We start from the raw sequence: 14336 nt of genomic DNA, 5'->3' as shown, positions 1-14336 counted from the left end.
TGTTATTTAGGGACCTTAATCGGCCAAAATATCTTCTGTTAAATATCGAGATCAGTTACCTCGAGGGCGTGATTCTGAATAAACTCTCTTCGAGGTTCTACTTTGTCGCCCATTAAGGTGGTGAAGATATCATCAGCCTGCTCGGCATCCTTGATCGTCACCTGAAGTAAGGTTCTATTCTCAGGGTTCATAGTGGTTTCCCAGAGCTGATCCGGGTTCATCTCACCAAGACCCTTATATCTCTGCAGATGGCTTCCCTTGAAGGATTCGTCACGGACCGCCTGGACCAATTCACCCCAACCTTCCACCAGACGTTCTGATGCCTGGTCGGTTTTAGCGCCCGTTCGAATAATAAATCCACCTTTCAGATACGCCTTTATATCATTGAAAATTGAAAGAGCCGTTCTGTACTCGCTTATCAACGGGATCTGGGGACCAAGGGTCATCATTATCTGCACTTTGTCACGCATGGCCACATCGGCCTCGTAACAGTCCGGTCGCCACCGGCAGGAACGAACATTCCCGATCACCAGTTCTTCTGAGGGTAAACGAGCGATGAGGCCGCTGACAAACTCCTCATCGGCAAACTGATCGGCAGTACGAATATTATTGTCGAGGAGAAAGTAGAGCATGTCCTCCCAGATATTCATGCGGTTCATATAAGCGACAATTCTCTGGTAAACTGAGAGTTTTTCCATCAGCTTAACCATATTTTCGCCGTCGATCTCCACCTCGTTTTCACCGGGAATGACAATGGTCATCTTTTGACTGGCCTGGCTGAAAAGATGGCTGTTGAGCTCACTTTCCTCAAGGAAATACTGCTCTTTCTTCCCTCTTCCGAGCCTGTACAGAGGTGGTTTTCCAATATAAATGAACCCTCCCTGTACCAGAGGAAGCATCTGTCTGTAAAAGAAGGTCAGCAGCAGGGTACGGATATGGGCACCATCCACGTCGGCATCGGTCATGATGATGATCTTGTGATAGCGAAGCTTTTCGAGATCGAATTCATCCTTACCAATGCCGCAACCCAGGGCGCCGATCAGCTGCTTTATCTCTTCGGAATTGAGAATCTTGTCAAAACGGGCCTTCTCAACATTCATGATCTTACCACGCAGTGGCAGGATCGCCTGTATTGAACGATCTCTTCCCTGCTTGGCGGAACCGCCTGCCGAGTCACCCTCGACTATGAATATTTCGCGTTTTGCTGGATCTTTTTCTTGACATTCTGCAAGCTTACCTGCCATGAGTAAGCTTGTTGAACCTTTCTTTCTGGAAAGATCACGGGCACGTTTTGCGGCTTCTCTGGCTCTGGCGGCATCGACAACCTTCGACAGAATCTTCTTAGCAATATTGGGATTCTGCTCAAGAAACTGGGTGAGCTTCTCATTGCAGACAGACTCTACAATGGATTTTACTTCAGAGTTACCGAGCTTGGTCTTGGTCTGCCCTTCAAACTGCGGATCAGGTACATGCACAGATATTACACAGGTAAGACCCTCACGGACATCTTCGCCGCCCATCTTTTCCCGGAGGTTTTTGGGGATGATATCATCGCTCGCATACCTGTTAATACATTTCGTCAGGGCAGAACGAAATCCAGCAACATGGGTTCCGCCTTCCCTGGTGTTAATATTGTTGACGAAACTAAAGAGTCTTTCAGAATAACCATCATAATATTGAAAGGCTATTTCCACCTCTACCTGATCTTTGCTACCAACTATGAATATAGGGTCGGGAAAAACAGGTGTTCTCTTTCTGTTTAAGTATTCAACATAAGAGATCAGTCCCCCTGAGGCATGAAACTTGTCTTCCTCACCGCTTCGCTCATCCTTGAGGTGAATCCTGACATTCTTGTTTAGAAAGGACAACTCCCTGACGCGATTCTTAACAGTCTCATAGTTGAAGACCGTTGTCTCCTTGAAGATGTCAGGATCAGGCTTGAAATTGATGATAGAACCGGTTTTTTCGCTGGTACCTATCTCTTCAAGTTCAGAAGTTTTCTCTCCATACGCGTAGGTCTGACGATAAACCTTGCCGTTTCTCTTGATAGTAGCTGTTGCCTCAACTGACAGAGCATTAACAACAGAAACACCAACACCGTGCAAACCACCAGAGACCTTGTAGGTGGAATGATCAAATTTACCACCGGCGTGGAGGGTGGTCATAACCAGCTCAAGAGCTGTTATATTTTCTGTAGGATGAATATCGACAGGAATACCGCGTCCATCGTCCTCGACAGTTACAGAATTATCTTCGTGGATATTTATACGAATTCTGCTGCAGTGTCCGGCAAGGGCTTCATCTATACTGTTGTCAACGACCTCCCAGATCAAATGATGCAATCCAGCTTCAGCAGTTGAGCCTATGTACATCGCAGGTCGCTTACGAACAGCTTCCAGTCCGTCCAGAACTTTAATCTGTTCGGCGCCATAATTGGTTGTTTCTTCTGTCACGCTATGTCCTTCTCAAGAGTTTTCATGATTAAAGCAGTTACGAGTTACCTAGTACGCTTCTACAACTGCATTGGCATGATTATACTTGTAAAACCAGTATCTTCCTCTGACCTGATCAGACAAGGGCTATTGTTTGAGTTGATGTAGGCCTCAAGCGTCTCACACTCCATAGCCTGCAAAGCCTCGATAAAATACCTGCAATTAAAACCAAGGGTCAAGGCTTCACCAGGGTACTCTATCTCCTGGATATCCTTGGCATTACCAATATCTGCATTTTGCGAAGTCAAGACCATCTTCTCGTTGTCAATCTGCAACTGAATGGTGTGAAACATATCTTCGGTAAACAGATTGATTCTCTTCAGAGACTCAAGGAACGGAATTCGATTGATTCGAGCGCAATTTTCGAGCTGAACAGCGTCAACAATTGCCTGGTACTGTGGAAAATCACCCTGCTTTAACCGGATTACCATAACAGCCTGGCCTTCTCTCACCACCAGCTGCTTCTCTTCAAAAGAGATCTCGATCGTATCACGATCTTCACAGAATTTTTTCCACTCCTGGATTCCTTTTTTGGGAATAAGAGTGACTTCATTGAGCTGTAACTGTTCAATATCAGAGGCAACATCTTTTTCCATAATGGAAAGGCGATGTCCGTCTGAAGAAATCATCTTGAGGTAGGAAACACCGTCACGTTGCTCTTTTTCAAAGAGAACTGAAGTAAGAGAGTAGATATTCTCCTGCTCGCTGGCAATGGAGTATATGACTTTATCAATCAGTTCAAGAAAGACGTAGGATTCAAACGATACAAAACTGTCATCCTGATATTCAGGAAAATCGGGATACTCGTCACTGGCCATGCCAGCGAGGTTATAGGTGCTGTGTCCGGCTGTAATAACTACCCAGCTATTTTCAGTTTCCTCGATAGTGATGGTGTCTGAACCTGATTCCCGTACAATCTCGAATATTTTTTTACAGGGTAAAGTAATAGAACCCTCATTCTGGACATCGGCAGGTACAAAAAGCCTGAGACCAACTTCAAGGTCAGTACCTGTCAATTCAAGACCATTGCTCTTAGCCTTTATGAGCACATTTGAAAGTATGGCCAGGGTACCTTTTTTGTTGGTGATGTTTTGCAGGCTGTTCAAGCCTTCAAGGAAATTGTTCTTGGTGATAGTGCAATGAAGCGGCATCCGAAACTCCTTTATTTCATCCTCAAGGATTTATAAGAAATTTTCCTGTATCGCAGTAGGTTCCGAACAATAAAACAGTTGTAATCACTTGCTTTAAATGATGTTTTTTTCTTCGTGACCTTGAATTCGGCATTATTGGGGAGGATGATCCAGATAAGCTACTCTTTTTGCTGGCTTATCTCTGCAATTTGCCACCCCTATTAAAATCGGTTCTAGTGACCGGAAATGAAATTCAATTAAGCTCGATAAATCAGGTAGATAGTAGATTTAGAAACAACTACTCAATCTAGTAAAAATATGCGAAAAATTCAATAAAATAATGGTATCTGAGCTGTATTGAAGGGACAAATCTGAACATTTTCTGCAGATTTGCTATCAATTTTGCAGAAAATAGTACGAGCAATCAGAAAAATAAACATCTATCACATTGAAATATTGTGTAATTTTAATTCCAGCTTTAAGATTTAGAGGAAAAGCAGACTATATTCTCAAATGCACTTTTTTTGTCATCTGTCTCTTTCTTGGCTCGATTGTTCACTAAAACATTCTCAATGAGAGTCTCTATAGCCTCTTTTTGAGACAGTCGGAAGCAAAGAGATACCATGATACCTTTTTCAGATAAATTGAAAAAAAAGCCTGTTTACCAGTATGAAATCTAAGGGCAGGTGAAACCTCGGTGCAGGTGAGAGCAATCGCTGATTTTAAGATCCCTTAAAGAAAAAAAGAAAAACACCTGTTCATTGTTACACGTTGAGAAAAACTTCCAGTCTACCTGGTAGGTAGTCCCCTTCTTATTAGTCTTTTAAAAGATTATATTTATTAAGCCGGTTGATATGTTGATATCTTGATCATCTAACTGAGATATTAGATTTTTTTTTTCACAATGGTGTTTGGGGAAACATCACTGATTTTGTGGATTACTCGTTTTCAACATAGTTATCAACAGACTGTGAATAACTTTTCCACAATCTGAATTTGTCAAAATGTTGATAACTATGTTGAAAAATGTTGATAACTCTACTTGCTATAAGTGGTTAAGCTGAAAAAACGAAGACTTAATGTTGTTGATAACTATCAACATCCTATGTGGAAATTATGAATAGACGAGATGAAATCCAGTCACTGTTGGATAGCGGTGTTGAAAACGGGGTGAGCTGCGGCTTGTCGCTGTCAGTAGTTGTTGAAAACAAAAGAGTACAATTTGAAAAGAAATATTTTTCTGGATATTGTCATAAATATCAACGTGATAAAGCTGTTGATGAGAAGACAGTTTTTGATTTAGCATCATTGACCAAGCCTCTCGTTACAACTCTGCTGGTTGCAAACCTTGTTGAAAATAAAATTTTAACAATGAATACAGCTGTATCAACGCTTTTTCAGGATATTGACATGAGCCGGGAAACGGCAGATATAGAGCTATGGCAACTACTTTCCCATTGCTCAGGTTTACCGGCGCACCGCCCGTATTACGTTAAGCTGTTGGGGGTACCGAAACAGCTGAGAGCCGATTGGCTGCTGAAAACTTTGCTTAAAGAGCCTCTCCAGTATAGAAGCGGCACCAAACACATTTATAGTGATCTTGGCTACCTGCTGCTTGGTCAGATAGTGGAGCGCTGTTCAGGAAAATCACTCGATGCGTACTTCAAGGAGAAAATAGCTGAGCCCCTGGGGCTGTCTGAACAGTTGTTTTTTATACCTGACGATCAGGATAAAGCTGATCGGTCGTATGCATACACAGAAATTTGTCCCTGGTCCCATTCCTGGCTTTGTGGAAAAGTAGATGATGACAATTGTCGAGCCCTGGGGGGAGTTGCCGGTCACGCAGGGCTCTTCGGGACTGTGGAAGGAGTAACGAGACTCTGTTCAACACTCGGTGCTGTCTGGGGTGGCAGGGACTGTTCAAAAATGATTTCAGGACGCATGCTGAAAAAGCTTATGACGAGAGTTGAGGGCTCAACATGGTGTTATGGATTTGATTCACCTTCGGCTGAAGCTTCAAGCGCAGGCAAATATTTTTCACCAAGGAGCGTCGGCCATCTCGGTTTCACAGGAACATCGTTCTGGATGGATCTCGAAAGAGGGATATCCGTGGTGCTTTTGACCAACAGGGTTCATCCAAGCAGGATGAACGACAAAATACGGGCATTCAGACCTGCTATTCACAATCTGGTGATGAACAAGGTTCTGGATAGTATACGATAGAATGATTGCGACATGAGCTCAGCATGAACCGGTGAACAGTCAGGGACGCCTGTGGCAGGAGGAGAGGTGGAGTACGGATGGTTACTATTCATTATTTTGAAAAAAAAATGAGTAGCTTAACCATGACTCTGCAGTGTCACTCGTAAGCGGCATGAATGAGACGCTTATTTTTTCTGGATGAGAATGACACAAAGAGGGATATGATTGATTGCCAAAAAATTTCCGGATCATCTTATAAAAAAAAATGATCCGGAGTTAAAACAGCAACTATCGAAAATATATAGATGTGTGGTGAGGAATTACGTTCTGAGTGCTGTTATGTTACCACCAGCAGATTGTCTGATCTGCTGAAAAGATTTTATCTACAAGTGCGTCGTAATCAGGAGAGTCCGCATAGAGGTCGAAGGATTCATCCTCTCTGTCTCTGGTTACAATCTCCACCAGCTTTTTGACGGTCTCATCAGGTTCTGACCTGTATACATTGAGAATCTTCATGTACGTACCTTTTGGGATTCTATTTAATTCCGTAAGGAATGATATGGGTCATCTCGCGAAGCTTTTCACCAAGTTCTTCAAGTGTGATTCCGGTAAGATCACTCTTTTCGATGTTGGCTGGAACTGTTGTGAGAATATCACCTTCCATGTCACGCAGCATCTCGATGGTCTCTTTGGTGTAATCGTCAAAAGCAGGCAGCTCTTTATCCATTACTACACCGTATGCGTACATATTTTCTACTGCCAGACCCAGCGCAGAGCGAATGCCGTCGAGGGCATAATCCTCATGCCTGAACATCAAACATACTTTGTTATACTCCATCCCTACACCTCCTACAGACTGAGATAACAGTCGTAATCTTCGATGATAATTCCGTGTTGAGCCTGAGTAGCCATTTTCTTGGCATCAAGTCCGGCTGGAATGTCATTAATATCATATCCTTGCTTCGCGTAACTGTCGACGCAGATGGATACATCGTCTGCTATTTCACACAGCTCTTTGAAATCAGGGTGTTTGGAGAGGTGTGTTGCTTTCCAGGTAAAGAAGATCTTTACAGAGGATCCTTTGCTTTTTGCTGCCCTGGTTATACCCATGACATGATCCATTGAGTCTTCTGTAGTGACAAATATACCTAAGCTTTTTGCCATGATGTACTCCTGTTAAAAAAAATCTGCGAACAGTTGAACTGTGGTACAAACAGTACCTGACGCGGATTTATAAAGCTGGTTGACTCCCTGTAAAAAAATCAGAGAATCCGGTTTGGATCAGGATCAACCTTTCTTGATAAAGAAGGAGATATAGCCGGTTTCTTCCTTCTCACCCAGGTACTCATGTCCTGCACGTTCACACCAACCGGGCAGATCATTTCTGGAGCCTGGATCGGTACCATCTATCTGAAGAATTTCGCCGCTGGCGAGTTTACCTATCTCTTTTTTAGTACGAAGAAGGGGCATAGGGCAGCTTAATCCCTTGGCATCCAGTTTGGCATTAGGGGTAACACCATCATCAACTTTTTTGAAATCACTCATGTCTTCCTCCTGACAATGTTAAGCGTTGTTTGTACTACATAGTAGTATGTTAGGAATCAACAAACCGCTACTACACAGTATGCGGATCACATAGATGACCTATACTGTAGAGCACAGAATCTGTCAAGAACGAAAAAAACGGGTCAAGAACCTTGTAATAACTAAGAAAAAGACCAATTTTGTACGACGCTGTGGAGGTTAAATATCGAGTGAATGACTATTCATTTTTGTGGTGCTTGACAAAAAAAATAGGTAGTTGTAAAGCAGTATTTATTTTGGCGAATTTGTACACCTATATGACGTAAAAGCTGGAGGGAATTAATGAGTGCAGAATCCGTATTAGCATCTAAGGTGAAGGAATTGTATAAAACGCTTTGCCAGACAGAGTGGAACCCAACCGTAACAGGCGTGGTGGTTGGCTTTCTTTCTGTTATGATTATGGCATGGTGGAGACCGTGGGGAGCTGTGGGTGCGCTAAGGAGTTGGGGGGACTGGATGATGTATGGAGTCGCTTCAGTCTTTGGCTCTGATTCTGGGTTGCTGGCCCTGTACGAGGAGGTACCGAGATCTATTTTTATTAACTCAGGTTCGGTAATAGGGTTGGGATTTATTGCTGGTGCATTTATTTCCGCCTGTCTGGGAAAAGATTTTGCACTGAGAATTCCCCCTTACCGGGAGATGGTTAAAGCCGTAATCGCCGGTATTTTGATGGGTGTTGGAGCATCGCTGGCAGGTGGTTGTAATGTTGGTGGTTTCTATAATGCCATAGGCAATCTTTCTGCCAATGGATTCTCCATGATGCTCGGACTGGTGTTTGGGGTAATTCTGGGCCTTAAGCTGCTTTATCTTGAAATGGAACATATCACCTGGGGTTCAACAGGTTCAAAAACATTCTCCATCCCTGGTCCTGTAAGCCCTGTTCTGGCAGTGGTAGCTATTGTCGCGATTATTGCGGGAGCGTATGCGTACGCAGGGAATGAAGACAGTGATTATGTGGCATCACTGAGTGGTATTCTTGTGATATCTGCAGCTTTGGGGTATGCGATGCAGCGTGGTCGCTGGTGTATGGTACAGGGGTTCCGTGAACCACATATGACCGGTGACTGCACCATGGCCAAGTCCGTAATGCTCTCCATCGTTATTGTGGCAATTGGTGCTGCTGTTCTTAAGTACGGAGTACCAATGCGAGCAGAAGGTGAAGCTGTTTTAAACCCGGCTCACTATGTACGCGGTACTTTCGGTTGGGGAAGTGTTGTAGGCGGTTTTGTTTTCGGTCTTGGTGCCATGTTTGCCGGTGGTTGCGGTTCAGGCACTTTATGGAGGGTTGGCGAGGGGCAGGTAAAACTGATGATGGTGGTGCCGTTCTTTGCTCTGTCGACTTCCATGATGACAGCCTGGATCAAGGATAATGATTTTGAGAGTGATGGTGTTTTAGGCTCTTATGTCTATCTCCCGGACGTCTTTGGTTATGGTGGAACGCTGACCCTCATCGTTGGCGCAATGATGATCTGGTATGTGGTGGTTACATGGAACGAGGATACGAATAAATTAATCGTACCTATGTGATACAAAGATCATCTGTAACCAGTTTGAAAGGCCGTACCCTCTCCTTTGAGGGGTATGGCCTTTTTTATTTATGATGACCCTTGATCTACAGCTTGAAAAGGTGAGGTGATAGAGGTGACGGACCGGCTTGTAGCTTAGAGTTTTTCGGCTTTAAACTGTTACTCCTGTCACTTTTCTTCTCACTTCTTGAAGTTGAGCTTTAGAGGTAATTAAATTTTTATTTGCCATATCTACCGGGAAGAATGAACTGGTTGGGTTGGTATCAGGTTTGAGCGGGTTGCCATTCGATGAAAGTGATCCTGTTGTAATGTTTACGGAAATGTAAAAAAACATACGCTGGACCATATAAATAATAGATAGTTCAGCAAAGTTGCAAAAAACAACTGGAGAATGTAATCTTGCGAACTGTTCAGATATTTTTATGGAGATAGTGACTTTTGAAGAGCAAGCAGTCGAAAATTCTTATAGCGGATGATGACCCGTTGGTGCTTTCCACCATATCCAGAGTACTGGAGATGTTTGGACACAAGGTGCACACCGCCCAGGACGGCCAGACAATCATTGATATTGTAGATGACAGCTTTGATGTCATCATTCTCGATATTAACATGCCGGACATGGACGGCTTTCAAACCATGTCCACCCTGAATATGCTCAAGCTCGATATTCCGGTGCTCTTTCTGACCGGCGCAGGTTCCATGGATTATGCGATGAAAGCAATCAATCTCGGAGCATACGATTTTCTGACCAAGCCCATAGAAGATTTAGACATCTTCGACATTAAAATACGAAGGGCCATAGAAAAAAGAACATTTATATTGAAAGAGCGTCGCTATAAGTCAGCGCTTGAAAGCGATAATCGCAAAAAAGCTTCCGAACTTGAAGAAACCAACAGATTACTGCAGCAGTACAGTAGCAATCTGGAGAAGTCGACTGTTCAGTTTATGTCAAGCCTCCAGACATTAATGGAGGAAAAAGATCAGTATACCGCCGGTCACACCATGCGTGTTACTGAGTATGCTCTTCTATTGGGAAAAAGCATGGATCTCAGCACTGATGAGCTGATGATTCTCCGCCGCGCCGCACAACTGCACGATATAGGTAAACTTGTAGTAGACCTCAGCTGTATTCAGAAAGCAGGTACCCTCACTGATGATGAGTGGCACACCATAAAAAAACACCCCACAATTGGTGCGAACATTCTGCAACCGCTTCCTTTTCTGGATCGGGAGCAGTTTATAATCCGACATCATCATGAACGAATGGATGGTAAAGGATATCCCGACGGCTTAAGTGGTGAGGATCTCGACCTTCTGACCAGGATACTTATAGTTGTTGATAGTTATGATGCCATGACCTCGAAAAGAAACTATAGACAAAATCTCAATATGGACGAGGCACTGGAAGAGTTGTATAAATGCAGTGGTACACATTTTGATTATGACACCGTGGAGTATTTTTCCAGAAGTGTTGTTGATTTTATCCCTTACAACGGTGTTTTTTCTCAGCGGGAAACAGGGGAAGTCTATGGACGAATCAAATAGCACGTTGTGCATCTTATAAAAGTAACACCCAGAATATACTGAAGATAATATGAAAATTACACGAGAAGAAGTATTGCACGTGGCTCATTTGGCACGCCTCAATCTTGATGAGGATGAGCTTGTGAAGATGACAGCTCAGCTTGATACAATCCTCAGTTATGTGGATAAGCTTTCTGAACTCGATACGGAAAACATAGCTCCCACCACCCATGCTCATCAATCAGTGAACGCCTTTCGCGAGGATAAGGTGCATAAATCATTACCCAGGGAAGATGCCATTGCAAATGCTCCGGAAGATAATGGTGAAATGTTCAAGGTTCCCAGGGTTATCTAAACTGTGAGACAATCTATCTCGCGCCTTAAAAGTAATCACTGAATCAATTCAATTAGGCATAGGCCTGTTTTCAGAGGTAAATAATGAAACCTTATGAGCTGACCATGGCAGAGGCCATGGAAAAAATGGAGTCTGGCGAGTTGTCATCGGTTGAGCTGACCAGAAGCTGCCTGGACAGAATAGCCGAAGTCGAACCCCAGGTTCAGGCTTTTATTTCCCATGATGAAGAGTCCGCAGTTGCCCAGGCGGAACAGGCCGATAAAAAAAGAGCGAATGGGGAAAAAGGTAAACTGCTCGGTATTCCTCTGGCGCTGAAAGACCTGTTATGTACCGAGGGAGTGCGAACAACCTGCGGGTCTGATATTCTTGGCAACTTTATCCCCCCCTACGACGCCACCGTTGTTGAAAAGATTAAAAAAGAGGGCGGTGTTGTATTAGGTAAACTGACCATGGATGAATTTGCCATGGGCTCGACCTCTGAAACATGTAAGTTCGGAGTACCTGAAAACCCCTGGAGGGAGGGGTACGTAGCCGGTGGTTCCTCTGGTGGTTCGGCCGCCGCTGTCGCTGCTGGTGAGTGTCTGGTCACTCTCGGATCTGATACCGGTGGTTCGATTAGGCAGCCTGCCTCTTTGTGCGGTGTAGTGGGAATGAAGCCAACATACGGTAGGGTTTCCCGTTACGGGCTGGTAGCATTTGCCTCTTCGCTGGATCAGATCGGACCGCTGTCCCGTGATGTGTCTGACTGTGCCCTGATGATGAATGTTATCAGTGGCTACGACCAGCGAGATTCCACCTCTGTGAATATTGACACACCCGATTACACCTCATCTCTGGTAGAAGGGGTGAAAGGGCTTCGCGTTGGTGTGCCAAGGGAATATTTTGGTGAGGGCCTTGATCCGGAGGTGCGCAGTATAGTTGAAAACAGCATAAAGGTGTTAAAAGAGGGTGGGGCTGAAATTGTGGATGTGTCCCTGCCACACACTGACTACTGTGTCGCTGTTTACTATCTGATAGCACCGGCGGAAGCAAGCTCAAACCTCGCCCGCTTTGACGGTGTGGCTTACGGTTATCGTGCGCAGGATGCGGCCTCTCTGGTTGATATGTATAAGGAGACACGCTCGAAGGGTTTCGGAGCTGAGGTAAAAAGACGTATTCTCATTGGCACCTACGCGCTTTCTTCAGGATATTACGACGCCTATTACAAAAAGGCCTCCCAGGTACGAACCATCATTTTAAACGATTTCAAGGCGGCCTTTGAGAAATGTGACGTACTCGTTTCCCCGGTAACTCCGACACCTGCCTGGCCAAAAGGCGAGAATTCCGACGATCCGCTGGCCATGTACCTGACCGATATCCTCACCCTCTCTACCAACCTGGCTGGTATTCCCGGCATGTCGGTACCTGGAGGCTTCAATAAAGAAGGTCTGCCTGTTGGGATCCAGTTGCAGAGTGCACATTTCAGAGAGGATGTTCTCCTGAAAACAGCCTTTAATATCGAAAAAAGCCTTCAACTGGGTGTACGTGTAGCCCACCGTTAATCCGTCGATATCCAGGTTGCCGTGAGTGGTTGAACAGGTGCGGCAGCCCGGTTTCTGTTGTTCTTCTTATCTACAAACTGTTTCCGGCACTATGCCCCGGAAATGATGGGAGAGTATCATTGAAGCTGAACATTCCTGAAAATATACAAGCAATTGTCCCATATCCTCCAGGAAAGCCAATGGATGAACTGGAGCGTGAATATGGGGTGAAAAATCCGATCAAGCTCGCTTCCAATGAAAACCCGTGGGGGCCTTCACCAAAGGCAATCGAGGCATTACTGGCCGCCTGCTCCAATTTGAACAGATATCCGGATGGTTCGAGCTATTACCTGGTTGAGGCCATCGCGAAAAACCAGAAAGTAAGGCCTGCCGAGGTCGTTGTTGGTAACGGTTCCAACGAGTTGATTGAGTTTCTGGTAAAAGCTTTTGTTATGCCCGGGGATGAGGTGATCACTTCGCATCCCTCATTTTTAATGTATCAAAAATTCGTTCAGGTTCGTGGTGGTGAAAATATCGTCATTGACCTTAAGGGCTTGCATCACGACCTGGAAGGCATCCAGGCTGCAATTACCCCCAAAACCAGACTGGTATTTCTTGATAATCCGAATAACCCGACCGGTACCTACCTTGCCCCCGAAGTTCTGACCAGTTTTCTTGAAAGGGTGCCTGAGCAGGTAATTGTGGTGCTCGATGAGGCATACGTGGATTTTATGGATGATGAGCTTCGTCCCGATTTCCACGCACTTTTGGAACGAGACGAAGCAAAGTGCCCGGTGGTTTTTCTGCGAACCTTTTCAAAGGCGTATGGGTTGTCCGGGTTGAGGGTTGGTTTTGGCTTGATGAACCAGGAGATAGCTCAGTGCCTGCACAAGGTCCGCCAGCCATTCAACCTGAACAGCCTCGGCCAGGTGGCCGCCCAGGCGGCGATTGAGGATGATGATTTTTTTGCGGCGACCATCAGCCGGACCCGCCAAGGTCGTCAGTTTCTGGTTGATGAGGTTGAAAAACTTGGTTGCAGCTGTGTTCCTTCCCAGACCAATTTTATCTTTATCGATATAAAAGGTGAGGCTGATCCGCTTTACGAGGCGATGCTGCACAAAGGGGTTATAATTCGCTCGATGCGGGCCTATGGTTTTCCCACTTATATACGGATAACAGTGGGTACTGTAGAAGAGAATGACCGTTTTCTGAACACTTTTTCCGAGTGCCTCAAAGAGTTGAAATATGTCTAACACACAAGACATTGTAACTATAGATGGGCCGGCCGGGGTTGGCAAATCGACTATATCCAGAAGAGTATCGGCAGCGCTGCAATTCACCTACCTCGATACGGGTGCCATGTATCGGGCGGTTGCACTTTTTGTGCAAAGGCGGGGAATTGCGCTGGATGATAGTGATGCAATATCTGCGGCAATGGATGAGTTGGTTCTTGAGTTGCTGCCTGCCCAGGATGAAAACAGCGATGTGACAGTTTTGCTGATGGGGGAGGATGTGAGCGATGCGATCCGCACCCCGGAAATGTCCATGGCAGCTTCAGCTGTGTCAAAACTGGCAATTGTTCGCGAGAAATTAACCAGAATGCAGCAACAAATCGGCAGTGACGGTTCCATTGTTGCCGAGGGGCGTGATACCGGGACTGTGGTTTTTCCAGGAGCGGCCCATAAGTTTTTTCTGGTGGCAGATCCCAAAGAGCGAGCTCACAGGAGGGTGCTGCAACTTCGGGCAAAGGGCGAAGAGGCGGATGAAAAAGAGATCCTGGCCATGACCATCGAGCGTGATAAAAATGACAGGGAACGCGCCATTGCCCCACTGATACAGGCCGAAGATGCCATGGCTATTGATACCACCAGGCTAACCATTGATGAAGTATGTGAAGAAGTGCTGAAAGCTGTTCGCAACAGTAGATCAGGTCGTTAGCTTTTTGCTAACAAACAACTCACCGGAAAGTAGAGATCTATTCCGGTGAGTTGCTTGTGCAGTGA

At 45.1% G+C, this 14336-nt stretch carries 13 protein-coding genes; 7 read left to right on the top strand and 6 right to left on the bottom strand.

From position 1 onward, the window contains the following. Positions 1 to 38: 38 nt before the first annotated feature. Entirely contained in the window at positions 39 to 2453 is a 2415-nt protein-coding gene (gyrB, locus tag ACN5NT_RS01285) for a DNA topoisomerase (ATP-hydrolyzing) subunit B (RefSeq protein WP_136796105.1), read from the bottom strand. Between the two features lie 59 nt (positions 2454 to 2512). Next, entirely contained in the window at positions 2513 to 3643 is a 1131-nt protein-coding gene (dnaN, locus tag ACN5NT_RS01280; protein ID WP_136796106.1) for a DNA polymerase III subunit beta, read from the bottom strand. 1095 nt (positions 3644 to 4738) lie between these two features. Between dnaN and ACN5NT_RS01275 the strand changes: the two genes are divergently transcribed. Further along, the gene (locus tag ACN5NT_RS01275) at positions 4739 to 5845 is read left to right on the top strand and encodes a serine hydrolase domain-containing protein (RefSeq protein WP_419174193.1); all 1107 of its coding nucleotides are present in this window, start codon (positions 4739 to 4741) and stop codon (positions 5843 to 5845) included. Between the two features lie 321 nt (positions 5846 to 6166). Here the strand turns inward: ACN5NT_RS01275 and ACN5NT_RS01270 are convergent, their stop codons facing one another. The 4 genes from ACN5NT_RS01270 to ACN5NT_RS01255 form a co-directional block, all read right to left on the bottom strand. Then, entirely contained in the window at positions 6167 to 6340 is a 174-nt protein-coding gene (locus ACN5NT_RS01270; RefSeq protein ID WP_167495678.1) for a hypothetical protein, read from the bottom strand. Between the two features lie 19 nt (positions 6341 to 6359). After that, positions 6360 to 6662, bottom strand: a complete 303-nt coding sequence (locus ACN5NT_RS01265) for a hypothetical protein (RefSeq protein ID WP_136796108.1) — start codon at positions 6660 to 6662, stop codon at positions 6360 to 6362. A gap of 11 nt (positions 6663 to 6673) precedes the next feature. After that, the gene (locus ACN5NT_RS01260; RefSeq protein ID WP_136796109.1) at positions 6674 to 6988 is read right to left on the bottom strand and encodes a peroxiredoxin; all 315 of its coding nucleotides are present in this window, start codon (positions 6986 to 6988) and stop codon (positions 6674 to 6676) included. A gap of 123 nt (positions 6989 to 7111) precedes the next feature. Then, positions 7112 to 7369 carry a sulfurtransferase TusA family protein gene (locus tag ACN5NT_RS01255; RefSeq protein ID WP_136796110.1) on the bottom strand — a complete coding sequence of 86 codons (258 nt, stop codon included), beginning with the start codon at positions 7367 to 7369 and terminating at the stop codon, positions 7112 to 7114. A gap of 321 nt (positions 7370 to 7690) precedes the next feature. Here ACN5NT_RS01255 and ACN5NT_RS01250 point away from each other — a divergent pair, with 321 nt between their 5' ends. The 6 genes from ACN5NT_RS01250 (at position 7691) to cmk (ending at position 14271) form a co-directional block, all read left to right on the top strand. Then, on the top strand, positions 7691 to 8935 hold the full coding sequence (locus ACN5NT_RS01250; RefSeq protein WP_419174192.1) for a YeeE/YedE thiosulfate transporter family protein: 1245 nt from the start codon (positions 7691 to 7693) through the stop codon (positions 8933 to 8935). A gap of 437 nt (positions 8936 to 9372) precedes the next feature. Next, positions 9373 to 10479, top strand: a complete 1107-nt coding sequence (locus tag ACN5NT_RS01245; RefSeq protein ID WP_136796112.1) for an HD domain-containing phosphohydrolase — start codon at positions 9373 to 9375, stop codon at positions 10477 to 10479. Between the two features lie 49 nt (positions 10480 to 10528). Beyond that, positions 10529 to 10813 carry an Asp-tRNA(Asn)/Glu-tRNA(Gln) amidotransferase subunit GatC gene (gene gatC, locus ACN5NT_RS01240; protein ID WP_136796113.1) on the top strand — a complete coding sequence of 95 codons (285 nt, stop codon included), beginning with the start codon at positions 10529 to 10531 and terminating at the stop codon, positions 10811 to 10813. An 83-nt stretch (positions 10814 to 10896) separates the two neighbouring features. After that, on the top strand, positions 10897 to 12354 hold the full coding sequence (gatA, locus tag ACN5NT_RS01235; protein ID WP_419174191.1) for an Asp-tRNA(Asn)/Glu-tRNA(Gln) amidotransferase subunit GatA: 1458 nt from the start codon (positions 10897 to 10899) through the stop codon (positions 12352 to 12354). A 119-nt stretch (positions 12355 to 12473) separates the two neighbouring features. After that, positions 12474 to 13586: a histidinol-phosphate transaminase gene (gene hisC, locus ACN5NT_RS01230; RefSeq protein WP_419174190.1), complete on the top strand. Its 1113-nt coding sequence runs from the start codon at positions 12474 to 12476 to the stop codon at positions 13584 to 13586. Beyond that, a complete protein-coding gene (gene cmk, locus ACN5NT_RS01225) occupies positions 13579 to 14271 on the top strand; it encodes a (d)CMP kinase (protein ID WP_136796116.1) in 693 nt (230 codons plus the stop codon). Before hisC ends, cmk begins: the two co-directional genes overlap by 8 nt. Positions 14272 to 14336: the final 65 nt, after the last annotated feature.

The sequence above is a fragment of the Desulfosediminicola sp. genome (assembly GCF_048381775.1).
Classification (GTDB): Bacteria; Desulfobacterota; Desulfobulbia; order Desulfobulbales; family Desulfocapsaceae; genus Desulfopila; species Desulfopila ganghwensis.
This window is presented reverse-complemented; position numbering and strand designations above follow the sequence as displayed.